Genomic DNA, 23,768 nt, shown 5'->3' with positions numbered 1-23,768 from the left:
CCGCAGCGTGAGCGCATCCCCCGCCGCCCAAACCTCGCGCGCTCCGGGCGCGGCCTTCATCTTCAAGAAAGCGCTGATCAGCGCGCTGGTGGCGCTGGTGCTGTTTTCGCTGATGATCGGCGTGCGCACCGAAGCGGGATCGGACGGACAACTGACCTACTGGACGCGGTTCGGCGACCTCGCCGCCATGGTCGCGGCCGTGTTCGGCGGCAGCATCCTCGTCGAGTTGCTGCGGCAATGGTGGGGACCGGTCGGCACCGTCAGGGTTGTCCCCGCTTCGGTACAGAGCACCCTCTCGTTCGCCGGACGCCTGGTCGCCCCCGTGCTGCTGGTGTTCACGTTTCTGGTGCCGGTCCTGTTCTACGACGAGCGCTACATTCTCGACCTCGGCATCCTCGTGCTCACCTATGTGATGCTCGGATGGGGGCTGAACGTGGTGGTCGGCCTCGCCGGCCTGCTCGACCTCGGCTATGTCGCGTTCTACGCGGTCGGCGCCTATTCCTACGCGCTGCTGGCGACCAATTTCGGACTGTCGTTCTGGGTCTGCCTGCCGCTCGCCGGCATCCTCGCCGCCTTCTGGGGCGTGCTGCTCGGCTTTCCCGTGCTGCGGCTGCGCGGCGATTATCTCGCCATCGTCACGCTGGCCTTCGGCGAGATCATCCGCCTCGTCATCATCAACTGGCAGAGCCTGACCGGCGGGCCGAACGGCGTCACCGGCATTCCCCGGCCAACCCTGTTCGGCATTCCGCTCACACCCGGCGATGACGGGCTTGCGGCGATGCTCGGCATCGAATTTTCGACGACCCACCGCATCGTGTTCCTGTTCTATCTGATCCTGGCGCTGGCGCTGCTCACCAACTGGGTCACGATCCGGCTGCGGCGGCTGCCGATCGGCCGCGCCTGGGAAGCGCTGCGCGAGGACGAGGTCGCCTGCCGCGCGCTCGGCATCAATACGACCACGACCAAACTCACCGCGTTTGCGACCGGCGCAATGTTCGGCGGTTTTGCCGGCGCGTTCTTCGCCACACGGCAGGGCTTCATCAGCCCGGAATCCTTCACCTTCCATGAATCGGCGCTGGTGCTGGCGATCGTGGTGCTGGGCGGCATGGGCTCGCAACTCGGCGTCGCGCTCGCCGCGCTCGCCATGATCGGCGGCTTCGAGCTGTTCCGCGGGCTTGAGCAGTACCGCATGCTGGTGTTTGGCATGGCGATGGTGCTGCTGATGATCTGGCGGCCGCGCGGCCTGATCGGCCACCGCGCGCCCACCGTGTTCCTGAAGACCAACCAGGCGATCTCATCCGACCTCGTCAAGGAGGGACATGGATGAGCGGCGATCCCATCCTGTCGGTCGATCGCCTGTCGATGCGCTTCGGCGGCATCGTCGCCGTCAACGACCTCTCCTTTGGCGCCGAGCGGCGCAACATCACCGCGCTGATCGGGCCGAACGGCGCCGGCAAGACCACGGTGTTCAACTGCATCACAGGCTTCTACAAGCCGACCTCGGGCGCGATGCGGCTCACGCATGATGACGGCCATGCCATCCGGCTCGAACGGCTGAACGATTTCCGGATTTCCAAGCTCGCCCGGGTCGCGCGCACCTTCCAGAACATCCGGCTGTTTCCCGGCATGACGGCGCTGGAGAACCTGATGGTGGCGCAGCACAACGCGCTGATGCGCGCCTCCGGGCTGACGTTTCTCGGCCTGATCGGCGCACCCTCCTGGCGCAAGGCCGAACAGGCCGCGATCGATCTGGCGCAGACCTGGCTCGACCGCATCGGGCTGTTGGATCGCGCCGATGATGCCGCCGGCAATCTGCCCTATGGCGACCAGCGGCGTCTGGAGATCGCGCGCGCGATGTGCACCCAGCCCGCGCTGCTCTGCCTCGACGAGCCCGCGGCCGGCCTCAATGCGCGCGAAAGCGCTGCCTTAAGCGAATTGCTGCTCTCGATCCGCGGCGATCACGGCACCTCCATTCTCCTGATCGAGCATGACATGAGCGTGGTGATGGAGATTTCCGACCATGTCGTGGTGATGGATCACGGCATCAAGATCGCCGAAGGCACGCCGCAACAGATCCGTGACGATCCCAAGGTGATCGCCGCCTATCTCGGCGCCGACGAGGAAGAAGCCATCGCCGTGATGGAGAGCGGCACGTGAGCGCCGCGAACGATAAATCTCCAACCTCCCCCTGCAAGGCCCTTTCAGGGGGAGGGAGAACAGATTCGCTCGCGCCACATGACAATGAGGGCGAGGCATGACTACGCCCCTGCTCGCGATCCGCTCGCTGCGCGCGGCCTACGGCAAGATCGAGGCGCTCAAGGGCGTCGATCTCGACATCAACGCCGGCGAAATCGTCGCCCTGATCGGGGCCAACGGCGCCGGCAAGTCGACCCTGATGATGACGATCTTCGGCCGGCCCCGCGCCCGCTCGGGCCGCATCGATTTCGACGGCCAGGACATCACCGGCGTGCCGACGCATGAGATTGCCAGGCTGCGCATCGCCCAGTCGCCCGAGGGCCGCCGCATCTTCCCGCGCATGAGCGTGGCGGAAAACCTGCAGATGGGCGCCGACGCAACCGATAGCAGCGAAGCCGATCGGGCGAGCGGCCTGGAACGCGTCTTCACGCTGTTCCCGCGGCTCAAGGAACGCATGACCCAGCGCGGCGGCACGCTGTCCGGCGGCGAGCAGCAGATGCTGGCGATCGGTCGGGCCCTGATGAGCCGGCCGCGCCTGTTGATGCTGGACGAGCCGTCGCTGGGGCTGGCCCCCCTGATCACGCGGCAGATTTTCGATGCGATCCGGACCCTGAACCGGCAGGATGGCCTGACCGTTCTGATCGTCGAGCAGAACGCCAACCACGCGCTGAAACTGGCGCATCGCGGCTATGTCATGGTCAACGGCCTGATCACCCTGTCCGGAACCGGCAGCGAATTGCTGCAGCGCCCGGAAGTCCGCGCCGCCTATCTGGAGGGCGGCCGGCGGGAATAGCGCTCCCGCCTGCCCTGGGACGAGATCCTGGCGCGTGCTGCGGCAAGATGCTGCGAACTGACCGTGGATTTGCCCGAAAATTGCCGGTGACTTCGCCGTAAAATCAGCCGACAATGGACGTGATTTTCGTACCCGGCCTGCCGGGTGCTTCCTGAAATCGACCTACCCGCGAGGACATCTCATGAAATCACTGAAACTCATCGGCCTGGCATTGGGTGCATCGTTGGCGCTGTCGACAACCGCACTGGCGCAGGACATCTCCATCGCGGTGGCGGGCCCGATGACGGGCGGCGAGTCCGCGTTCGGCCGGCAGATGAAGAACGGCGCCGAACAGGCGGTGGCCGACATCAACGCCGCCGGCGGCGTGCTCGGCAAGAAGCTGGCGCTGCAGATCGGCGATGACGCCTGCGATCCCAAGCAGGCGCGCTCGGTGGCGGAAAAGTTCGCCAGCGCGAAGATCCCGTTCGTGGCCGGTCATTTCTGCTCGTCGTCGTCGATCCCGGCGTCGGAAGCCTACGCCGACGGCAACGTGCTGCAGATCACGCCGGCCTCGACCAACCCGCTGTTCACCGAGCGCAAGCTGTGGAACGTGGCGCGCGTCTGCGGCCGCGACGACCAGCAGGGCCTGGTTGCCGCCGACTACATCGTCAAGAACTACAAGGGCAAGAACGTCGCCATCCTCAACGACAAGACCACCTACGGCAAAGGCCTAGCCGACGAAACCAAGAAGGCGCTCAACAAGGCCGGCTTCACCGAGAAGATGTTCGAATCCTACAACAAGGGCGACAAGGATTTTAACTCGATCGTGTCGCGGCTGAAGCGCGACAACATCGATCTGGTCTTTGTCGGCGGCTACCATCAGGAAGCCGGCCTGATCCTGCGCCAGATGCGCGACCAGGGCCTCAAGACAGTGTTGATGGCGGGCGACGCCATGAACGACAAGGAATTCGCCTCGATCACCGGTCCGGCAGCCGAAGGCACGCTGTTCACCTTCGGTCCCGACCCGCGCAACAAGGCGACTGCGAAGGCAATCGTCGAGAAGTTCAAGGCCAAGAACATCGATCCCGAGGGCTACACCCTCTACACCTACGCCGCGATGCAGGTCTGGACGCAGGCGGTGGCGAAGGCGAAGACCACCGATCCGAAGAAGGTCATGGAAACCATCAAGGCCGGCGATTGGGACACCGTGCTCGGCAAGCTTTCCTTCGATGCCAAGGGCGACATCAAGGTGATCGACTATGTCGTCTACAAGTGGGACGCCAAGGGTAACTACACCGAGATCAATCCGAAGGGCTCCTGACCCCTTCATCGATCAGAGCGTCAAACGCCCCGGCTTGCCGGGGCGTTTTCATTTTGGGTTCCAGATAATTTTCCGGCCCCCCGGGAACTATTGGGTTCCCGCTGCATTGAGCAACGTTGGGCTGAGTTCCATGTCATTGATTTCACGACCTTAACCGTTGATCCAGCTTGATCTGCCGGTGGGGCAGCGGTTCTATCTGTGAAATCGCATCTCAGCCATAAGATTCGAGCGAACTGGCCGAGGAAACACCATGAGTGATCTTTCCCCTGGAGCATCACCCTCCGTTCGCCGGGTCGCCAAACCCCAACCAGCCACCGCCAACGGCGCGTCCGATCCACTGCAGGATCTGCTGCATGCATTGCAGGCGATGCGCGCGGGCGATTTCTCGGTGCGAATGACCGGCGATCACATCGGCATCGAGGGCAAGATCGCCGACACCTTCAACGAAATCGTCGCCGCCAACCAGCGAATGGCGCAGCAGCTGGAGCACGTCGGTCAGGTCGTCGGGCGCGAAGGCAAGACAAGGCAGCGCGTCAAGTTCGACCTGTCGAGCGGATCGTGGGCGGACATGGAAGGCTCCGTCAACGCGCTGATCGACGACCTGCTGTGGCCGACCCGCGAAGTCACGCGCGCGGTCGCCGCCGTGGCCCAGGGCAATCTGCTGCAGACCGTGCAGCTCGACGTCGACGGCCGCCCACTTGGCGGCGAATTTTTGCAGTCGGCCAACATCGTCAACACGATGATCAAGCAGCTTTCCGTGTTCACCTCGGAAGTGACGCGCGTGGCGCGCGAGGTCGGCACCGAGGGCAAGCTCGGCGGCCAGGCCCAGGTGCCGGAAGTGACCGGCGTCTGGAAGGACCTGACCGAGAGCGTCAACTCGATGGCCAACAACCTGACCGGCCAGGTCCGCAACATCGCCGAGGTCACCATCGCGGTGGCCAACGGCGACCTGTCGAAAAAGATCACGGTGGACGTCCGCGGCGAGATCCTGCAGCTCAAGGAAGCCATCAACACGATGGTGGATCAGCTACGATCGTTCGCATCCGAAGTGACCCGCGTCGCCCGCGAAGTCGGCACCGATGGCAAGCTCGGCGGCCAGGCCATCGTCCCCGGCGTCGCCGGCACCTGGAAGGATCTGACCGACTCCGTCAACGCGATGTGCGGCAACCTCACCGCCCAGGTCCGCAACATCGCCAACGTCACCACGGCCGTGGCCCGCGGCGACCTCTCGCGCAAGATCACCGTCGACGTCCGCGGCGAAATTCTCGAACTGAAAGACACCATCAACACGATGGTCGACCAGCTCAACTCGTTCGCCTCCGAAGTGACCCGCGTCGCCCGCGAGGTCGGTACCGAAGGCAAGCTCGGCGGTCAGGCCCAGGTCCCCGGCGTTGCCGGCACCTGGAAGGACCTCACCGACAATGTCAACTTCATGGCCTCCAACCTGACGGCGCAGGTCCGCAACATCGCCGACGTCGCCACCGCGATTGCAGGCGGCGACCTTTCCAAGAAGATCACCGTGAACGTCTCGGGCGAAATCCTGCAATTGAAGGAAACGCTCAACACAATGGTCGACCAGCTCAACGCCTTTGCCGGCGAAGTGACGCGCGTGGCGCGCGAAGTCGGCACCGAGGGACGGCTCGGCGGTCAGGCCAACGTGCTCGGCGTCGCCGGCACCTGGAAGGATCTCACCGAGAGCGTCAACTCGATGGCGAGCAATTTGACGGCGCAGGTCCGCAACATCGCCGAGGTGACGACAGCGGTCGCCAATGGCGACCTGTCGAAGAAGATCACCGTGGACGTGCGCGGCGAAATCCTCGAGCTGAAGGACACCATCAACACGATGGTGGACCAGCTCAATGCGTTCGCCGGCGAAGTGACGCGCGTGGCGCGCGAGGTCGGTACCGAAGGCAAGCTCGGCGGCCAGGCGCTGGTGCGCGGCGTCGCCGGCACCTGGAAGGATTTGACCGACAGCGTCAACTCGATGGCCTCGAACCTGACCGGCCAGGTCCGCAATATCGCCGAGGTCGCGACCGCGGTGGCCAAGGGCGACCTGTCGAAGAAGATCACCGTCAACGTCTCGGGCGAAATCCTTCAGCTGAAGGAAACGCTCAATACGATGGTCGACCAGCTCAACGCATTTGCCGGCGAAGTGACGCGCGTGGCGCGCGAAGTCGGCACCGACGGCAAGCTCGGCGGTCAGGCCGAAGTGCCCGGCGTCGCCGGCACCTGGAAGGATTTGACCGACAGCGTGAACTCGATGGCCGGCAATCTGACGGCGCAGGTCCGCAACATTGCCGAGGTGGCGACCGCGATCGCCGGCGGCGACCTGTCGCGCAAGATCACGGTCGACGTGCGCGGCGAGATCCTGCAGCTCAAGGAAACGCTGAACACGATGGTCGACCAGCTCAATCGTTTTGCCGGCGAAGTGACCCGCGTGGCGCGCGAGGTCGGCACCGAAGGACGGCTCGGCGGCCAGGCCAACGTGCCCGGCGTCGCCGGCACCTGGAAGGACCTCACCGACAGTGTCAACTCGATGGCGGGCAACCTGACCGCTCAGGTCCGCAACATCGCCGAAGTCACCACCGCGGTGGCCCGCGGCGACCTCTCCCGCAAGATCACGGTGGACGTGAAGGGCGAAATCCTCGAACTGAAGAACACCATCAACACGATGGTCGACCAGCTCAATGCATTTGCGTCGGAAGTCACGCGCGTGGCGCGCGAGGTCGGCACTGAAGGAAAACTCGGCGGCCAGGCCCAGGTGCCCGAAGTGGCCGGCACCTGGAAGGACCTCACCGACAACGTCAACTTCATGGCCTCGAACCTGACCGCGCAGGTCCGCAACATCGCCGAAGTCGCCACCGCCATTGCCGGCGGCGACCTGTCGAAGAAGATCACGGTCGACGTCCGCGGCGAAATCCTGCTGCTGAAAGACACCCTCAATACGATGGTCGAGCAGCTTCGCTCGTTCGCCGCCGAAGTGACGCGCGTGGCGCGCGAGGTCGGCACCGAGGGGCGGCTCGGCGGCCAGGCCGTGGTGCCCGGCGTCGGCGGTACCTGGAAGGATTTGACCGACAACGTCAACCTTTTGGCGGCCAACCTGACCACGCAGGTCCGCAACATCGCCGAAGTCACCACCGCCGTGGCCCGCGGCGACCTGTCGCGCAAGATCACGGTCGACGTGAAGGGCGAAATCCTCGAACTGAAGAACACCATCAACACGATGGTCGATCAGCTCAACGCCTTTGCCGGCGAAGTGACGCGCGTGGCGCGCGAAGTCGGCACCGAGGGCAAGCTCGGCGGCCAGGCGCAGGTCCCCGGCGTCGCCGGCACCTGGAAGGACCTCACCGACACCGTGAACTTCATGGCCGCCAATCTGACCGAACAGGTGCGCGGCATCGTCAAGGTGGTGACCGCGGTCGCCGACGGCGACCTGAAGCAGAACCTGACCGTGAAATCGAAGGGCGAAGTCGCAGCCCTTGCCGATACCATCAACAACATGACCGAGACGCTCGCGACCTTCGCCGACCAGGTCACCAGCGTGGCGCGCGAAGTCGGCGTCGAGGGACGGCTCGGCGGCCAGGCCAACGTGCCCGGCGCCGCCGGCACCTGGAAGGATCTCACCGGCAACGTCAACCTGCTCGCCGCCAACCTGACCTCGCAGGTGCGCGCCATCGCCGAGGTGGCGACCGCCGTGACCAAGGGCGACCTGACCCGCTCGATCCAGGTCGACGCCCGCGGCGAAGTGGCCGAACTCAAAGACAACATCAACACCATGATCGGCAACCTCCGCCTGACGACGCAGGTCAATACCGAACAGGACTGGCTGAAGACCAACCTCGCCAAATTCACCAACATGCTGCAGGGCCAGCGCGACCTCACCACCGTCGGCCGGCTGCTGCTGACCGAACTGGCGCCGCTGATCAACGCCCATATGGGCGTGATCTATCAGACCGAGAGTGCCGACAGCCCGCAGTTGCGCCTGCTCTCGGCCTATGCCGGCGACGGGGCCAATCCGCATCCGCAAGTCGTGCAGTTCGGCGAGGGCCTGATCGGCCAATGCGCGATGGACAAGCGTCAGCGGCTGGTGGCGGACATTCCGACCGACACGGCGCCGATCAATTCGGCGCTGCTGCGCGTCGTTCCCAAGAATCTCGTCGTGCTTCCGGTATTGTTCGAAAACCAGGTCAAGGCGGTGATCGAGCTTTCCTCGATCAGTTCGTTCACGACCTCGCAGATGACCTTCCTCGAACAGCTCACCGACTCCATCGGCATCGTGCTCAACTCGATCGAAGCCACGATGCAGACCGAGGGCCTGCTGAAACAGTCCCAGCAGCTCGCCGGCGAACTGCAGACCCAGCAGAAGGAATTGCAGCAGACCAACGAACAGCTCGAACAGAAGGCCCAGCAGCTTGCCGAGCGCAACGTCGAGGTGGAAAGAAAGAACCAGGAAATCGAACAGGCCCGCCGCGCGCTCGAGGAGAAGGCGACCGAGCTTTCGCTGACCTCGAAGTACAAGTCCGAATTCCTCGCCAACATGTCCCATGAGCTGCGCACGCCGCTCAACAGCATCCTGATCCTCGGCCAGCAGCTGACCGAAAATCCGGACGGCAACCTGTCGGCAAAGCAGGTCGAGTTCGCCCGCACCATCCACGGCGCCGGCACCGATTTGCTCAACCTGATCAGCGACATCCTCGACCTGTCGAAGATCGAATCCGGCACGGTGACCGTCGATGCCGAGGAGATCCTGACATCGAGCCTGCTGGAGACGGTCGGACGGCCGTTCAAGCACGAGGCCGAAAACCGCCAGCTGTCGTTCAACATCAATGTCGACGAGAACCTCGCCCGCAGCATGGTGACCGACTCCAAGCGCCTGCAGCAGGTTCTGAAGAACCTGCTGTCGAACGCGTTCAAGTTCACCGCGGAGGGCGGCGTGAAGCTGAACGTGTCGGCCGCCGTCGGCGGCTGGAGCGCTGAACACCCGATCCTCAATCACGCGCCCGCCGTCGTCGCCTTCGAGGTGACCGACACCGGCATCGGCATTCCGCTGGAGAAACAGAAACTGATCTTCGAGGCGTTCCAGCAGGCCGACGCCGGCACCAGCCGGAAATACGGCGGCACCGGCCTCGGCCTTGCCATCAGCCGCGAGCTTGCGGGCCTGCTCGGCGGCGAAATCCATCTGCGCAGCGCGCCCGGCAAGGGCAGTACTTTCGTGCTTTATCTGCCGCTGAAATATTCCGGCCCCACCGTTGCACCGCGCTCCCCTGCCCCGTTCACGCCCGCGCCCGCGGTTCAGGTCGCGGCGACGCAGGAGCGGGTCATCGAGCAATTGCCGGACGACCGACTCAATCTCGCGCCGGGAGATACCATTCTGCTAATCGTCGAGGACGATCCGCATTATGCGCGGGTGTTGATCGATCTCGCCCGCGACAAGGGTTTCAAGGTGCTGGTCGCAAGCCGCGGCACCGAGGCGCTCGAACTCGCCAAGCAATTCCAGCCGGCTGCGGTTTCGCTCGACGTGTTCCTGCCGGACATGCTGGGCTGGACCGTGCTGAGCCAGCTCAAGCACAATCCGCTGACGCGGCACATTCCGGTGCAGATCATCACGCTCGACGAAGACCGCCAGCATGCGCTGGCGCGCGGCGCGTTTTCCTTCGTCAACAAGCCGACGACGACCGAGGGCGTCAGCGCGGCGCTGGCGCAGATCAAGGAATATGCAAAACCCCGCCGCAAGCGCCTGCTGATCGTGGAGGACAATGCCGCCGAGCAGATGAGCATCACCGAATTGCTCGGCCACGACGACATCGAGATCCTCACCGCCGACACCGGCGCCGCTGCGTTGTCGACGCTGCGCGACCAGCCGTGCGACTGCGTCGTGCTGGATCTGCGGCTACCTGATATGAGCGGCTTCGAGGTGCTCGACCGGCTTCGCAACGATGAAACGCTGTCGAACGTGCCCGTCGTGGTGTTCACGGGGCGGGAACTTTCGGCCGAGGAAGATGCGGAACTTCACACCATGGCGAGAAGCATCGTGGTGAAAGGCGTCGAGTCGCCGGAACGCCTGCTCGACGAAACGTCGCTGTTTTTGCACCGTGTGATCACGGAATTGCCGGTCGAGAAGCAGAGGATGCTCGAAAAGCTCAATAGTTCCGATGAGGATCTTGTTGGCAAGACGGCGCTTCTGGTTGATGACGACGCCCGCAACATCTTCGCGCTGTCGAGTGTGCTCGAACGGCGCGGGATGAAGGTGCTGACGGCGACGACGGGCCACGAGGCCATTGCGCTGGTCGAATCGAACCCCGACATCGCGATCGTGTTGATGGATATCATGATGCCGCAAATGGACGGATATCAGACCATTGGCGTTATCAGGCAGAACCCATCGTTCGGACGCCTTCCGATCATCGCACTGACCGCCAAGGCGATGAAGGGCGACCGCGAGAAATGTCTCGAAGCCGGCGCTTCGGACTATCTCGCCAAACCCGTCAATACCGAGCAGTTGCTGCTCGCGATACGAATGTGGTTACACCGTTGATCGGCGTAAGCAGATGATGGACCATGACAAGGTAAACATCCTTCTGGTTGACGATCAGCCGGCGAAGCTGCTCGCCTATGAAGTCATCCTGAAGGAACTCGGCGAGAACCTGGTCAAGGCTTCGTCCGGGCGCGAGGCGCTCGAGTTCCTGCTCAAGAACGATGTCGCCATCATCCTGGTCGATGTCTGCATGCCGGAACTGGACGGGTTCGAACTCGCCGCCATGATCCGCGAGCATCCCCGTTTCCAGAAGACGGCGATGATATTCATCTCCGCCATCCAGGTCAGCGACATCGACCGGCTGCGCGGCTACGAAATGGGTGCGGTCGATTATGTTCCGGTGCCGGTCGTGCCGGAGGTGTTGCGCGCCAAGATCAAGGTGTTTGCGGAGCTCTATCGCAAGACGCGCCAGCTTGAGCGCCTCAACGTCGAGCTCGAAGATCGCGTTCGCGCCCGTACCGCCGAACTGGAGGAATCGCACACAAGACTGCTGGAAAGCGAACAGCGGCGCAGCCTCGCAATCGCCGCCGGAAAGATGGGATCCTGGGACTGGGACTGGGTCAATGGCGACTGGATGTGGGACGAGGGCCAGTATCAGATCCTCGGCATCGATCCCGCCAGCTTCGAACTGACTCCGGCCAATATCCAGGCGCTGTTTCACCCCGACGACGTTCAGGGATTGCACGAGGCGTGGGCGAGCTTCGCCCGAGGGGCGAAATCATATGAAGCGGAATTCCGCATCGTCCGGCCGAACGGCGAAGTGCGCTGGTGCGCGGGAACGGCGGCGGCGAGCACCGACAAGGGCGGCCGCGTCATCCGCGTCAGCGGCGTCACCGTCGATATCACCGAACGCAAGCAGGCCGAAGAGCGGCAGAGCCTTCTGGCGCGGGAGGTCGATCATCGCGCCAAGAACGCGCTGGCGCTGGCGCAATCCATCGTCCGGCTGACGCGCGGCGAAAACGTGAAGAGCTACGTCCGGTCGGTCGAGGGACGGATCAACGCGCTGGCGCGGGTGCACACCGTGCTTTCGCTGTCGAACTGGCAGGGCGCCGAAATAAGAAAACTGATCGACGAGGAGCTGGCGCCCTATTCCACCGGCGACCAGATCGCGTTGCGCGGTCCGGAGATCCAACTCGAGCCGGCAACGGCCCAGACCGTCGCGCTGGCGCTGCATGAACTCGTCACCAATTCGGCAAAGTACGGCGCCCTGTCGACGCTGTCGGGCCGGCTGACGGTGAACTGGGAAGACCAGGCGGGCCTTCTCAAGATCGTGTGGGTGGAGACCGGCGGGCCGCCGGTCGAGAAGCCGGTATCGCGCGGGTTCGGAACCAGAAGCGTGATCGCCAGCATCGAGTCGCAGCTCGGCGGCCATGCGGAATTCGATTGGCGCCCGGAAGGCCTCGTTTGTTGCCTCTCGGTCCCCTTGCCGCACCGGCAGGTTGTCGCCGATCCGGTCCCGCTCCGCGAGATCGCCATCGACGGCAACGGCCTGCGACGCGCCGAGCGGTAACCCGGCGCTTGAAGGGTCGGCAGCAATGAGAACAGTTGCAATATGCCGGACCAGCTATCGCACCGCCGCTACGACGGCGCCGGCCGATTGCCGGAGTGCCCCCCGCGCCGCTTCGATCGCGCGCATCAAGTCCGGCGGACGAAACGGCTTCTGCAGACAGACAACGTCGGAGAGCTCAGGGCTTTCGGACAGAAAGTCCAGCGCGGCCATTCCTGAAATCGCGATGACGGGCAGACCGGGCGCGCGCCCGCGTAGCGCTGCAATCAGATCGGAGCCGTTGGTGCCTTGCAGGAAGATATCGACGATCGCCAGGTCAAAGCTTGCTTCACCGAAGCTTGCTTCCTCGAACAGCTTCAACGCGGATGCGGCGCTTTCTGCCTCGACGATTTCGAAATGATGGATGCGCAGCACGATGGAAATGATCGTACGGACGTCGGCCTGATCGTCAACAACAAGCACGCGGGGCATCGAAGTCTCCCGGATCGGTCGTGCAGCAGCCTACGATGAAAATTCGCGGATTTCGGCAGTTCCACGGGCATTATTCAGCCGGTCGGTAAAGAGGCGGTTACCTACCTAACGAGTTCCCGGCCAGGCATCGTCAGGTAATATGCAGCCTCGAGTTGATTCCCCCCGAAGCGACGCTAGCGTAGCCTCGGGGATGCGATTCCAGCGGCATCGATTCTAAAGGCATCCAGGTATCGGCTGGATCTTTGGCCGCGTCGGTGCATCGTTTTCGAGCGTTTGAGACGATTGTCATTTTTGAAGCTGTTGCCATGGCGCGTTCGCTGCCAGTTTGCCGGAGACGACAATGGTTGACGAGCGCAACATCTTCCTTTCGACCATGCCGGCGACCCGCGGCGACCGCATCGCCGCCCTCGCCGTGGTCGGCGTCTCGGCAGTACTGTTCGCCTGCGCCGTGCCGTTTGCCGGCGTGCCGCTTGCCCCGGTCCCGGCATTCGTTGCGAGCTATCAGTCGGCGCTGTCGATCAACGACCTGATCACCGCCGTCCTGTTGTTTTCGCAGTTCGCGATTTCCCGCTCGCGGGCGCTCTTGCTGCTCGCGAGCGGATATTTGTTCACGGCCGTGGCGGCCATCGTCCACGCCCTTACCTTTCCCGGCCTGTTCGCGCCCGGCGGGCTGCTCGGCGCGGGAACGCAAACCACCGTCTGGCTCTACATGGTCTGGCATGGCGTATTTCCGCTGCTGGTCCTCGGCTATGCGCTGCTGAAGGCAGGGGACAACGGCACGAAGATACGGGGCTCGACCGGCGCGGCAATCGTTGCGAGCATCGTTACGGTCAGTGTCGGGATGGCCGCGTTCACCTGGCTCGTCACCGCCCAACACGACCGCCTGCCGATCCTTCTGAGCGGTGGCCATTACACGCCCGTCATGCTCGGGGTGGTCTCGACCGTATGGTGCCTCAGCCTCGCTGCGCTGGCGGTGCTATGGCTTCGCAGGCCGCACGCCGTCCTCGACGTCTGGCTGATGGTCGTGATGAGCGCCTGGTTGTTCGACGTCGCCCTGTCGGCGATCCTGAACGTCGCGCGCTTCGACGTCGGTTTCTACCTCGGCCGCATCTACGGCCTTTGTGCCGCGAGCTTCGTGCTCGCCATCCTGCTTATCGACAATGTCGGCCTGCAGGCCAAGCTGGCTCGTCTGCTCGGAACGTTGCGCCGGGAAGCCGCTTCCGAGAGAAAACTCCGCACCGAACGCGAAAGTCTCTTCAGCGCGGTCGTGGAATCATCCAACGATGCCATCATCACCAAATTGCTGGACGGCACCATTACCGGCTGGAACGGAGCCGCCGAACGCCTGTTCGGCTTCACGGCAGCGGAAGCGATCGGCAAGAGCATCAACATGATCGTCCCGCCGGACCGGCGCGAAGAGGTACGCAATATCGTCGAACGGATCAACCGAGGCGAGCCAATTGAACATTACGAGACTTCACGCGTGCGCAAGGATGGCAGCACCGTCGACGTTTCGCTGAGCATCTCCCCGATCCGCTCGGCCTCCGGCAAGATCGTCGGCATCTCCAAAGCCGCCCGCGACATCACCGAAAACAAGCGGACGCAGCAGGCGCTCAGCCAGGAAATCGAGGAGCGGCGGCGCATCTTCGATTCTTCGAACGACCTCATCCTCGTGACCGACACCAGCGGCAATTTCATCCAGGTCAGCCCGAGCGTCACCGCGATTCTCGGCTATCAGCCCTCCGACATGATCGGACATAGCGCGGTGGAATTCATCCACCCCGACGACCTCGAACACACCCGCAGGGAGATGCGGGCGGCGCGGCGGGGACAAAGCAAGCGCAATTTCGAGACGCGCTATATCAACAAGGAGGGCGAGGCGGTCGCGCTGAACTGGACCGGGACGTGGTCGGAGCCGGTCCGGCGCCACTTCTTCATCGGCCGGGACCTGACCGAAAAGCAGGCCGCGGAAGCCCAATTGCGCCATGCGCAAAAGATGGATGCGGTCGGCCAGCTCACGGGCGGCGTCGCGCATGACTTCAACAATATCCTGACCGTGATCACCGGCACCATCGGCATTCTGGAGGAAGCCGTCGCCGGTCAGCCCCAGCTCGCCGCCGTCGCCAGGCTGATCGACGAAGCCGCCGAACGCGGAGCCAACCTGACCAAGCATCTTCTCGCCTTTGCCCGCAAGCAGCCGCTGCAGCCACGTGAAGTTGACGTCAACGCGCTGGTGCTGGAGTCGGCGAAGCTGCTGAACCCGACGCTGGGCGAAAACATCGAAATCACGCCGCTGTTGGCTGAAGATGCATGGACCGCGCTGGCCGATCCAAACCTGCTTACGACGGCCGTTCTCAATCTGGCAATCAATGCGCGCGATGCCATGCCCAACGGCGGCAAGCTCGCGCTCGAGACCAGCAACGTCTTCCTCGACGAAAGCTACGCGGGCATGCACAGCGAGGTCACGGCCGGCAATTACGTGATGATCGCGGTTAGCGACACCGGCTCCGGAATCTCGCCCGCGCTGCTCGAACGGGTATTCGAACCCTTCTTTACGACCAAGGAGGTTGGCCGGGGCACCGGCCTTGGCCTCAGCATGGTGTTCGGCTTCGTCAAGCAGTCGGGCGGACACGTCAAGATCTACAGCGAGGAAGGCCACGGCACCTCGGTCAAGATCTACCTGCCGCGGGCGACGGGATTGCAGCAGACCGCGGCGGAAGCGCAGGTCTCGGCGAACATCGAAGGCGGCAACGAAACGGTCCTCGTCGTCGAGGACGATACGCTGGTGCGGCGCTATGTGATGACCCAGATCGAGAGCCTGGGCTACACCACGCTGGAGGCGGCCAACGCGTCCGACGCCTTGCGCTTCATCGACGAGGTCCCCGCCATCGACCTGCTGTTCACCGACGTGATCATGCCCGGCCCGATGAACGGCCGCCAGCTCGTCGATGAAGCGCTGAAGCGGCGGCCGGGCCTCAAGACCCTGTTCACATCAGGCTATACCGAGAACGCCATTGTCCATCATGGCCGCCTGGATTCCGGCGTTCTGCTGCTGGCGAAACCCTATCGCAAGTCCGAGCTCGCCCGGATGATCCGATTGGCGCTTGGCAGTTGAAGCATTCCCCGCGGCTGATATATCCGTGGATAGGGGCCCAGCCAGATCGGCCTGACGGGATCAGCGCGTTGAAAAATCTCATCACCGATATATCCGGCGTCCGCGTCGGCCACGCCGACGACGCCGCGCTCGCCTCCGGCGTGACCGCGGTCATTTTCGATTCTCCCGCGGTCGCCTCGATCGACGTGCGCGGCGGCGGGCCCGGCACCCGCGAGGACGGCCTCCTCAAACCCGAAAGCACCGTCCAGGAAATCGACGCCATCGCGCTATCCGGTGGCTCGGCGCTCGGGCTGGATGCCGCCGGCGGCGTACAGGCCTGGCTTGCCGAACAGGACCGGGGTTTAAGAATCCGCGAGGCGATCATTCCGATCGTTCCGGGCGCGATCTGCTTCGATCTGCTCAACGGCGGCAACAAGGCATGGGGCCGCTTCCCGCCCTATCGCGATCTCGCCTACGCCGCAGCGTGTGCGGCGAGCACCGATTTCGCGCTGGGCAGCGTCGGCGCCGGGCTCGGCGCCACGACCGCCAATTTCAAGGGCGGGCTCGGCTCCGCGTCGGCGCAGACCGGCGGCGGCGTCACCGTCGGGGCGCTCGCCGTCGTTAACGCCGTCGGCAGCGTGACCATCGGCGACGGGCCATGGTTCTGGGCGGCGCCGTTCGAACTGAACAACGAATTTGGCGGACGGGGACTGCCGGCTTCGTTCACGCCGGACATGCTCCGCGCGCGGCTCAAGGGCGGTCCGGAAGCGACGCCTTCGGAAAACACCACGCTGGTGGTCGTGGTCACGGATGCCGTGCTGACGAAATCGCAGGCCAAACGGCTCGCGATGATCGCGCAAACCGGAATGGCCCGCGCCATCTACCCCGTCCATGCCCCAACGGATGGCGACGTGGTGTATGCCGCCGCGACCGGCAAGAAGCCGATCGATCCGCTGTCCGGCCTCACCGAACTCGGCATGGTGGCCGCCAATACAGTCTCCCGCGCGATCGCGCGCGGCGTCCATCGTGCGACCGCGCTACCCTTTCCGGGTGCGCTACCGGCGTGGAGCGATCGTTTCGGCTAGCGCATGATCCGGAAAAGTGGGTACCGGTTTTCCCTTGGGACAAACGCGAAGCGTTTGCCCGGGAGATCATGCTCAAACAAATAACGGTCGCAGTCCGAAGGATTATCGCCGGGTCTCGTGGTCAGACGCTCACCGAGAGCGACGAAGTGGCGGCGGATGAAATCGCCTGGGCCTGCCGCTGGATCATCTGCTCGATGAAATTGTAGGAGGATGTCGCTGATGCGGATGAGCTTTTGCCCGCGGCGGACGTCATCGTTACCTTGGATCCGTCTGCATAGGTCAGCGACGTCGTCACCGAACCGTCGCTGTTGGTCACCGAAGTAGTGCTTGCGCCCTGCTGCGCCTGTGAGAACGGATCGGAACTTACAGCGCTCGCCCCGGTCGCCTCGTCGCTATCATGGTGATGTTTCTTGTCGAGCCTCAGCGCCGACGCCAGTTCCTTGACGCTGACCGAGCCGTCGCCATCGCTGTCGAGTTCGCCGAACACGCTTTGGGCCTGCGCGAGGTTGGTGCCACCCGCGCCGAGCGCCTCTTCAAATTCCGACTTGGTGATCTTGCCGTCGCCGTCGCCATCGATCTGCGCGAAAAGGTCCTTCAAAGCGGCCGAGCGGCTCTTGGATGCCGTGGTCGTCGACGCTGCCGAGGACTGGCTCTGTGCGTCGAGCAGCGCACTCATGGTCTGCGGCGATATCTGCGAACCGCCGCCGCCAGAACCCGAGCTCGAGCCGACCGAAGCCGAACCATTCGAGGATGACAGACCGAACGTGCTTGCAGCGTCCTGGCTGACGCCGGTGGTTTGCGCCGACGATTTCGACGACGTCAGCGCCTTGAGGGCATCGATGGCCGATGATGCAGCGCCCAGAGCAAAGAACATGGCGGAACTCCAACAAGGCCGCGCGCAGCGGCCGACAGCGCGTTCGTGTACGCGTTCTCAGCAAGCGCCGTGCCATGCAGAAAAACCCAATAAAACCAGGCTTTCCTGCATCCGTTCCGATCCGGCGAACCCGGCAATAGCTGCCCGCTCCGGCAGATTTTTCCGCCCACAGGAGAGCGAGGCCCGCCGCATTGCCCCCGGCCCTTCCGCATGTTACGCGGGGCCGTTCCGCCCCTTCGAAGAGTTTTGGGAAAGCGCACATGTCTCAGCAATTTGCGTCGCGTCCCCTGGTCATCGCGCCGTCGATCCTGGCGGCGGATTTCGCCAAGCTCGGCGAAGAGGTCCGCGCGGTCGATGCGGCGGGCGCCGACTGGATCCATCTCGACGTGATGGACGGGCATTTCGTGCCCAACATTTCCTACGGGCCTGATGTGATCAAGGCGATGCGTCCGCATACCAAGAAGATTTTTGACGCACATCTGATGATCTCGCCCTGCGACGCCTATCTCGAGGCGTTCGCAAAAGCCGGCTGCGATCACATCACCGTCCATGCCGAAGCAGGCCCGCATCTGCATCGCTCGCTGCAGGCGATCCGTGCGCTCGGCAAGAAGGCCGGCGTCTCGCTCAATCCGGGCACGCCGGCCAGCGCGATCGAATATGTCATCGACCTGATCGACCTGGTGCTGGTCATGTCGGTCAATCCCGGCTTCGGCGGCCAGGCCTTCATCAAATCGGCGCTCGGCAAGGTCAGCGACATCAGGGCGATGACGGCAGGACGTCCGATCGACATCGAGGTCGATGGCGGCGTGGCTCCTGAAGTCGCGGGACAGTTGGCCGCCGCCGGCGCCAATGCGCTGGTCGCGGGCTCCGCGGTGTTCAAGGGCGGCACATTGGAGGCCTACAAAACCAACATTTCCGCGATCCGCAACGCGGCGGCGCTGGCCCGCGGCGAAGCGATCTGACGGTTGCCTGTCCCTCACGCACCGAACCAGTGCTGATGCCGGCGCGACCAAGTAAGGCATGGATGAACTCCGATCCACGATATTTTCCTTTGGCTTACGGCGGCTATTGACCGAAGCACTTCAACCCGGCGAGCGCGTGCTGTGGCAGAGCCAGCCCGATGGTATCGCCCGCATGATGATGTGGCGGTTTCTCTGGTGGATCGGATTTTCCTGGCTGCTTCTCACGGCCATCGCGATCTCCAGGGGCTGGATCGGTCAATCGACCGTGCCGCTTTTGATGGTCGGCCTCATGATGGTTGCCGCCCCGTTCGTGATGCTGCTGCATGACCTGCAGACGCTGTTCGCGATCACCGATCGACGCGCGCTGATCGTGCGAACGGCCTGGGGTAAGCGAAGCGTGACGGCGACGCGCTTCGAAGACATGGATGCGGCATTCGAGATAGCGGACGTCGGCCGCGGCGCCGGCCACCTGAATTTCGCGTCGGGGCGCTCGACCCGCTCTCCCGATACGGATTACACCGGCCGCTACGGGTTCCGCTGCGTCCGCAACCCCTCAGGGGTCAGCGACATTCTGGAGCGCGCTCGCCGTCAAAATAAGTAGCGGGCCGGCAGGAAAGCCACAGCCGACGCGCGGCGAGCCATGGAACCTGAAAGTCCATGGTCCGGCCACAAAGCGTCACGCATCTCGCCATAAAGGCAGACCAGCATCCCGCCTTTCACGGTTGGGACAGAAATATGATCAAGGCCTACACAATAGCTGCAATGCTCCTGGTCCTCGCGCCCTCCGCCGCGCTCGCGCAGCGCGCAGGCGACGCGGCACTGGGCGCGGTGGCCGGCGCCGTCGTGCTGGGCCCGGTCGGGGCCGTCGCCGGCGCCTTCGTCGGCTATACGGCCGGGCCGTCGATATCGCGGTCGTGGGGACTGGAAGGCTCGCGGTCGTCGCAGCACCGGAGGCAGTCCTCAAGGGACAGCGTGCGCGGCGCGAGAGCGGAGGCCGCTGGCGTCGATGGATCAAGGTCCGCCGGTCAACCGCGCCCCGCGCGTGCCGCCAAGACGTCGTTGCCGCCGGTTCAGACACTCGATTGAGCGCGTTCGACGCCTGATCCTAACCCTGTGTCACAGCCGACGGTGGCGGCCGCACCACGGTCACCGTGCAGGCGGCCTCGGCCGCGACCTTGGCCGACACGCTGCCGAGCAGCGTGCGCAGCATCGAATTCTGCCGCGCGCCGATCACGACGTGATCGACGTGATTGACCCTGGTGAATTCCAGGATCGCGGCGGCGGGATCGACCGCCTCCAGCACATGCACCGTGAGCCGGCTTTCATCCAGTTCCAGCGGCTGCGCCCAGTGCCGCAGCGCGACCATGCGGTCGATATGCTTGTTATTGCCCTGCTCGTCGAGCGTCCTGTCGATGGTGATGCGCCCGAGCCTGAGCACGTTCAGGCAGGCGAGCCGCGCCGACGGCAATGTCTGGAGTAGCTGCGCGGCAGTCCGGCGCAGGCATTCGTTGAGCGTTCCCGACCCCTCCTCGGTATCGAGCGCAACGACCACGATCGGTCCCGCAGCCAGTTGGGCCGCAACATCGGATTTCGGCTTCGGCAGCGTCAGGCCGCGATTGAAGCGGCGGCGCCACACCGTGCTGAGCGGATCGCGCTGCAGCCGCTCCGACCGCGCGGTCAGCTTTACTTGCTCAGGGTGCGCCAGTTCGAACGCCAGCTGGGAAGCCGTCGGATGACGCCACACCGGCTCGATCTCCAGGCACCGCAGCACGATTTCCTGCAGCCATAGCGGATAATCGGGCTTAAGCCTGCGCGGCGGATAGGGATCGCGCCACAGCCGCCGGCGCATGCCGCGCAGCGTTTCGCTCTCGCCGAACGGCCGTTCGCCGGTGGTGAAGAAATACAACAGCACGCCCAGCGAAAACAGGTCGCTGCGCGGATCGTCGCGGACGCCGAGCAGGCGCTCCGGCGCCATATAGGGCGCGGTGCCATAGGGCAGGCGGAATTCTTCCTGCAGCAGGTCCGGCAACTGGTTGTGATGCGACAGGCCGAAATCGATCAGCACGCATTCGCCGGAGGGGCGGAACATGATGCTGCTCGGCTTGATGTCGTGGTGAATGACGTTCTGCCGGTGCAGGTCGGCCAGCGCGGTGGCGATTTGTCCCCCGATCACCCTCGCCTCTTCATAAGGGATCGGCAATTGGTCGATCCGGCTGTACAGCGTCTTGCCGGGGATGCGCTCCATGACGACGTAGGGCTGCCGGTCGAAATCGCCAGTGCCGAAACAGCCCGGCACGTGCGGGCCGGCCAGCCGCGGCACGATCATCTGCTCCATCTCGAAACTGACGATGGCCGCCGGGTCCTCGCCCTCGGCAACCCGCGGGACCTTCATCAACAGCGGCATGGTTATGCCGGGGTGGGTCACCGTCCACAGCGTGGCCATGCCGCCTTGGTGAACCCGCTCCCCGATGGTGAAGCCGTCCAGTTCCGCGCCCGGCTCGATTAAAGGCTTCACCATTGCTCACTTCCCCACGAGCAGCCGATCGGCCAGCCAGTGCGGCAGGCCGTTGGCGCGGATCCGGTCGGCCGCCGCCTCGACATCGTAAGGCACCCGGCAATAGGTGACCTCGCGCGAGGTGGTATCGAGCATCGCGAACGAAGCCGCCGGGTCGCCGTCGCGCGGCTGCCCGACCGAGCCGAGCACGGCGAGCCAGCGCCGGCCGCCGAGCAATTGCACCGGCACGTCTGATGTCGGGACGAAGCTCGTCATCTTCGCCGCCGATGACATCGAATAGAGCGCCGGCCGGTGGATGTGGCCGCAGAAGGTGACATGGGCATCGGTGGCCGCGATGCTGCGCGCGGCATCCGGCGTATCGCGCACATAGTGCCATCGCGCCGGGTGCGACGCTTCCGAATGCACGTAGAGGCGATCGTCTTCCCGCCGCGTCAGCGGCAATTCGGCCAGAAAACGCCGCTGCTGCGCGCTGAGCCTGCCGCGCGTCCACTCGATCGCGGCCTGGGCCACGGCATTCATGCTTTCCGACGGGGTGCTGATCGCGTGATCGTGGTTGCCGATCACGGCAATGGCGCCGTCATCGACCAGGTCCATCACGGTATCGACCGCCCATTCCGGATCGGCGCCGTAGCCGACGATATCGCCGAGGCAGACGATCCGCTCCGCACCGCGGGCGCGCGCAAACTCAAGGCACGCGCTGAACGCCTGCCGGTTGGCGTGGATATCGGCAAAGATGGCCAGCCGCACATTTCCTCCCCATCCATCATCGCGCCGGTGCCTGCGCGTGTCTTGATGGATATCAAACAACGGGGGGCTTGTGACGTGCAAGCAGGCCGGGTGCGCCTGCAGGCCGTTAGGCTGATCAGATCTGGCTGGTGGCGCGACATAGGTGAGCTGGGTAGTCCCCTCGCTATCCTGAGCTGAGGGGCTGGCCGCCCAGGCATCATTTCTCAGTTTACCCCCAATGGCAGACATCTGGGGGATTAAGCCAGAGGTCCGAAAAGTGCCAGATTCGGACTCATGCACCGCAACAAACAACTTAAATTATTCGATCACGTCGTTGGCACCGGCGAACAGAAAATGCGGGCTTGTGATCTCGCTGAATTGGCCCGCGTGAAGAGAGTAAATTTCCCGAAAGCATTTTGCGCACGAGCGACAGAGATCACCCCAAAGCTCTGCGCCCTCGCGTTAATGCAGCCGGAAGACACCGTCCACGGCGCGTAGTTCGGCAGGCTTGATCAGGTTGGAGTGCGCGACGGTGACCGCAAACAGCGGACCTTCGAGCTTTGTTTCCCAAAACGCGAGGAAATCCTTCAACACCGGGAAATCCGGAAACATATCGTAGTCCTGCCAGACGTAAGTTTGCAGCAGCCAGCGCCGATCCGGACGGCGATAAACGATTTCCGCTGTTGTCAGTCCGTAGCCTAAGACCTGCTTCCTGAAATCCTTGGAAACCGCATCTTTCTCGACCATGCCAACCTCCAGCCCAACTGAAGAGTAACGCGTGATTCTCAATTCGCCAAAAAGGAAAACGTTCAATAGGCCATAGCAATCAACGCGCTAGCAGCATGTTACTTCGCCTGCTAGCAGTCGCCCCTCCTCCAGAAACTCAAGTCGCAGTCAAACATCGTGGGGCCGAAGCCCTTGCGCCCCAGTGTCACAAGCTTATGTGAAGAGCGGCTAGCACTCGCGCATTGCAACTGCCAATCCAGAAAAAGCACAAAAGCCAAGGAGGACCGCATGAAATTCCGTCCGCTCCACGACCGTGTCGTGGTCAAACGCATCGATGCCGAAGATAAAACCGCAGGCGGCATCATCATTCCGGACAGTGCCAAGGAAAAGCCCTCGCAGGGCGAAATCACCGCCGTCGGCCCGGGTGGCCGCGACGAAGCCGGCAAGCTGATCCCGATCGACCTCAAGGTTGGCGACCGCGTGCTGTTCGGCAAATGGTCCGGCACCGAAGTCAAGATCGACGGCCAGGAGCTGTTGATCATGAAGGAAAGCGACATCATGGGCGTCCTAACCGACGTTCCGGCTGCCAAGAAGAAGGCCGCCTAACCGCACCCGCTCCCTCATCCTGAGGAGCCGGCGCAGCCGGCATCTCGAAGGATGAGCTCCAAGCTCAACTCATCTCATCCTTCGAGACGCCCTCCTGGCTCCTCCGGATGAGGATCAGTTTCAAACGGAGATCATTATGTCAGCCAAAGAAGTCAAATTCGGCGTAGATGCCCGCGACCGCATGCTGCGCGGTGTCGACATTCTCCACAATGCCGTCAAGGTGACGCTCGGTCCGAAGGGCCGCAACGTCGTGCTCGACAAGTCGTTCGGCGCTCCCCGCATGACCAAGGACGGCGTCACCGTCGCCAAGGAAATCGAACTCGAAGACAAGTTCGAGAACATGGGCGCGCAGATGGTGCGCGAAGTCGCCTCCAAGTC

The 23,768-nt window shown here is 63.8% G+C and carries 18 protein-coding genes; 13 read left to right on the top strand and 5 right to left on the bottom strand.

The genetic code is table 11. The features are described from left to right. Positions 1–7: 7 nt before the first annotated feature. From livM to JQ624_RS34195, 6 genes are all read left to right on the top strand, one after another. On the top strand, positions 8–1,327 hold the full coding sequence (livM, locus tag JQ624_RS34220; RefSeq protein WP_312014545.1) for a high-affinity branched-chain amino acid ABC transporter permease LivM: 1,320 nt from the start codon (positions 8–10) through the stop codon (positions 1,325–1,327). Next, the gene (locus JQ624_RS34215) at positions 1,324–2,157 is read left to right on the top strand and encodes an ABC transporter ATP-binding protein (RefSeq protein WP_212423289.1); all 834 of its coding nucleotides are present in this window, start codon (positions 1,324–1,326) and stop codon (positions 2,155–2,157) included. Before livM ends, JQ624_RS34215 begins: the two co-directional genes overlap by 4 nt. Positions 2,158–2,254: 97 nt before the next feature. Next, positions 2,255–2,989: an ABC transporter ATP-binding protein gene (locus JQ624_RS34210; RefSeq protein ID WP_212423288.1), complete on the top strand. Its 735-nt coding sequence runs from the start codon at positions 2,255–2,257 to the stop codon at positions 2,987–2,989. Between the two features lie 181 nt (positions 2,990–3,170). Further along, the gene (locus JQ624_RS34205) at positions 3,171–4,289 is read left to right on the top strand and encodes a branched-chain amino acid ABC transporter substrate-binding protein (RefSeq protein ID WP_212423287.1); all 1,119 of its coding nucleotides are present in this window, start codon (positions 3,171–3,173) and stop codon (positions 4,287–4,289) included. Positions 4,290–4,539: 250 nt separating this feature from the next. Further along, complete coding sequence (locus JQ624_RS34200; RefSeq protein WP_212423286.1) at positions 4,540–10,824, top strand: HAMP domain-containing protein; 6,285 nt, start codon at positions 4,540–4,542, stop codon at positions 10,822–10,824. 16 nt (positions 10,825–10,840) lie between these two features. Then, entirely contained in the window at positions 10,841–12,334 is a 1,494-nt protein-coding gene (locus JQ624_RS34195; protein ID WP_212423313.1) for an HWE histidine kinase domain-containing protein, read from the top strand. A 54-nt stretch (positions 12,335–12,388) separates the two neighbouring features. Here JQ624_RS34195 and JQ624_RS34190 read toward each other — a convergent pair whose 3' ends face one another. Next, positions 12,389–12,802, bottom strand: coding sequence for a response regulator (locus JQ624_RS34190; RefSeq protein WP_212423285.1), 414 nt, complete (start codon positions 12,800–12,802; stop codon positions 12,389–12,391). 340 nt (positions 12,803–13,142) lie between these two features. Here JQ624_RS34190 and JQ624_RS34185 point away from each other — a divergent pair, with 340 nt between their 5' ends. Both JQ624_RS34185 and JQ624_RS34180 read left to right on the top strand, forming a co-directional pair. After that, on the top strand, positions 13,143–15,917 hold the full coding sequence (locus JQ624_RS34185; protein ID WP_212423284.1) for a PAS domain S-box protein: 2,775 nt from the start codon (positions 13,143–13,145) through the stop codon (positions 15,915–15,917). Positions 15,918–15,985: 68 nt separating this feature from the next. Then, entirely contained in the window at positions 15,986–16,981 is a 996-nt protein-coding gene (locus JQ624_RS34180) for a P1 family peptidase (RefSeq protein WP_212423283.1), read from the top strand. Positions 16,982–17,102: 121 nt separating this feature from the next. Here JQ624_RS34180 and JQ624_RS34175 read toward each other — a convergent pair whose 3' ends face one another. Further along, entirely contained in the window at positions 17,103–17,855 is a 753-nt protein-coding gene (locus tag JQ624_RS34175; protein ID WP_212423282.1) for an EF-hand domain-containing protein, read from the bottom strand. Between the two features lie 260 nt (positions 17,856–18,115). On the opposite strand from JQ624_RS34175, the gene rpe reads away from it, so the two are divergent. The 3 genes from rpe to JQ624_RS34160 all read left to right on the top strand — a co-directional run bounded on the left by rpe (position 18,116) and on the right by JQ624_RS34160 (position 19,903). Next, complete coding sequence (gene rpe / locus JQ624_RS34170) at positions 18,116–18,817, top strand: ribulose-phosphate 3-epimerase (RefSeq protein WP_212423281.1); 702 nt, start codon at positions 18,116–18,118, stop codon at positions 18,815–18,817. 58 nt (positions 18,818–18,875) lie between these two features. Continuing rightward, positions 18,876–19,418 (top strand): hypothetical protein, encoded by a 543-nt coding sequence (locus JQ624_RS34165; RefSeq protein ID WP_212423280.1) that lies wholly within the window; start codon positions 18,876–18,878, stop codon positions 19,416–19,418. Positions 19,419–19,552: 134 nt separating this feature from the next. After that, on the top strand, positions 19,553–19,903 hold the full coding sequence (locus tag JQ624_RS34160; protein WP_212423279.1) for a DNA-directed RNA polymerase subunit N: 351 nt from the start codon (positions 19,553–19,555) through the stop codon (positions 19,901–19,903). A 19-nt stretch (positions 19,904–19,922) separates the two neighbouring features. Here the strand turns inward: JQ624_RS34160 and JQ624_RS34155 are convergent, their stop codons facing one another. From JQ624_RS34155 to JQ624_RS34145, 3 genes are all read right to left on the bottom strand, one after another. Continuing rightward, positions 19,923–21,335 (bottom strand): bifunctional serine/threonine-protein kinase/universal stress protein, encoded by a 1,413-nt coding sequence (locus tag JQ624_RS34155; RefSeq protein ID WP_212423278.1) that lies wholly within the window; start codon positions 21,333–21,335, stop codon positions 19,923–19,925. A 3-nt stretch (positions 21,336–21,338) separates the two neighbouring features. Further along, positions 21,339–22,079 (bottom strand): metallophosphoesterase, encoded by a 741-nt coding sequence (locus JQ624_RS34150; protein ID WP_212423277.1) that lies wholly within the window; start codon positions 22,077–22,079, stop codon positions 21,339–21,341. 441 nt (positions 22,080–22,520) lie between these two features. Then, positions 22,521–22,805, bottom strand: a complete 285-nt coding sequence (locus JQ624_RS34145; protein WP_212423276.1) for an usg protein — start codon at positions 22,803–22,805, stop codon at positions 22,521–22,523. A 267-nt stretch (positions 22,806–23,072) separates the two neighbouring features. Here JQ624_RS34145 and JQ624_RS34140 point away from each other — a divergent pair, with 267 nt between their 5' ends. Further along, positions 23,073–23,390, top strand: a complete 318-nt coding sequence (locus tag JQ624_RS34140; RefSeq protein WP_212423275.1) for a co-chaperone GroES — start codon at positions 23,073–23,075, stop codon at positions 23,388–23,390. Between the two features lie 136 nt (positions 23,391–23,526). Next, positions 23,527–23,768, top strand: a 242-nt coding sequence (locus tag JQ624_RS34135) for a TCP-1/cpn60 chaperonin family protein (RefSeq protein WP_283816998.1), incomplete at its 3' end; no start/stop codon positions are given.

The sequence above is a fragment of the Bradyrhizobium sp. AUGA SZCCT0283 genome, assembly GCF_018130385.1.
In the GTDB taxonomy this organism is placed as follows: Bacteria; Pseudomonadota; Alphaproteobacteria; order Rhizobiales; family Xanthobacteraceae; genus Bradyrhizobium.
Note: the sequence above shows the minus strand (reverse complement) of the source record. Positions and strands in the feature narration are given on the sequence as shown.

What these genes read in the sequence shown, in the direction of transcription:
- JQ624_RS34145 (WP_212423276.1), bottom strand. Translation starts at nt 22,805, where the DNA reads ATGGTCGAGAAAGATGCGGTTTCCAAGGATTTCAGGAAGCAGGTCTTA.
- JQ624_RS34165 (WP_212423280.1), top strand. Translation starts at nt 18,876, where the DNA reads ATGGATGAACTCCGATCCACGATATTTTCCTTTGGCTTACGGCGGCTA.
- JQ624_RS34195 (WP_212423313.1), top strand. Translation starts at nt 10,841, where the DNA reads ATGGACCATGACAAGGTAAACATCCTTCTGGTTGACGATCAGCCGGCG.
- JQ624_RS34190 (WP_212423285.1), bottom strand. Translation starts at nt 12,802, where the DNA reads ATGCCCCGCGTGCTTGTTGTTGACGATCAGGCCGACGTCCGTACGATC.
- JQ624_RS34205 (WP_212423287.1), top strand. Translation starts at nt 3,171, where the DNA reads ATGAAATCACTGAAACTCATCGGCCTGGCATTGGGTGCATCGTTGGCG.
- JQ624_RS34210 (WP_212423288.1), top strand. Translation starts at nt 2,255, where the DNA reads ATGACTACGCCCCTGCTCGCGATCCGCTCGCTGCGCGCGGCCTACGGC.
- JQ624_RS34140 (WP_212423275.1), top strand. Translation starts at nt 23,073, where the DNA reads ATGAAATTCCGTCCGCTCCACGACCGTGTCGTGGTCAAACGCATCGAT.
- rpe (WP_212423281.1), top strand. Translation starts at nt 18,116, where the DNA reads ATGTCTCAGCAATTTGCGTCGCGTCCCCTGGTCATCGCGCCGTCGATC.
- JQ624_RS34185 (WP_212423284.1), top strand. Translation starts at nt 13,143, where the DNA reads ATGGTTGACGAGCGCAACATCTTCCTTTCGACCATGCCGGCGACCCGC.
- JQ624_RS34175 (WP_212423282.1), bottom strand. Translation starts at nt 17,855, where the DNA reads ATGTTCTTTGCTCTGGGCGCTGCATCATCGGCCATCGATGCCCTCAAG.
- JQ624_RS34155 (WP_212423278.1), bottom strand. Translation starts at nt 21,335, where the DNA reads ATGGTGAAGCCTTTAATCGAGCCGGGCGCGGAACTGGACGGCTTCACC.
- JQ624_RS34200 (WP_212423286.1), top strand. Translation starts at nt 4,540, where the DNA reads ATGAGTGATCTTTCCCCTGGAGCATCACCCTCCGTTCGCCGGGTCGCC.
- JQ624_RS34215 (WP_212423289.1), top strand. Translation starts at nt 1,324, where the DNA reads ATGAGCGGCGATCCCATCCTGTCGGTCGATCGCCTGTCGATGCGCTTC.
- JQ624_RS34160 (WP_212423279.1), top strand. Translation starts at nt 19,553, where the DNA reads ATGATCAAGGCCTACACAATAGCTGCAATGCTCCTGGTCCTCGCGCCC.